Raw genomic sequence first — 535 nt, forward strand, 5'->3', positions numbered from 1 at the left:
ATTATCGACCAGGACGTTGAGACCGGTGAATGGGGCCTGACCGAGCAGATCGAGCATTCGGCGCGCGGCCACATCCCCTCGGATCCACAGGCGTTAGTTCAGCGTGTCGAAGATGAACAGGTTCGGCAGGCCTTGGAACGTGGGTGTACCCGGCAAGAGATTATGAGTGTGCTCGATATTTCGCGGCGCACGACGTTCCACAAGCGGAAGCGAGCGTGTGCGTACGATTTCCCACTCGCTGCGTTCCGACGCGGTGGAGATGGCGGACAGCACCCAGCAGGTAGTGCGACGAGTGAAACTGCCACAGAGGCCACACCGAGTAACGAGGCTGAGGCTGCTGAGCAACAACAGCTGAATACTGCCCGAGAGGATGCTGGGGATAGTGTTCACGGTGATGCTGAAGACTGGAACGAGTCTCCCCAGCAGGACAACGTAGACTCAAACGGTGAGACAACACCGTCCGGGAGTGAATCGGAGATCCAAGAACAGCTAGAGGCAGCGATTACGGCGTTACAGCGAATCCACACGGAGCTGA

The 535-nt window shown here is 58.1% G+C and carries 1 pseudogene; it reads left to right on the top strand.

Going from position 1 to position 535, the window contains the following annotated elements:
• A pseudogene (locus DVK07_RS24080) lies at positions 1-535 on the top strand (HNH endonuclease); the annotation flags it as partial.

Origin of the sequence: Halorubrum sp. Atlit-26R (assembly GCF_003666015.1) — an archaeon.
GTDB lineage: Archaea > Halobacteriota > Halobacteria > Halobacteriales > Haloferacaceae > Halorubrum.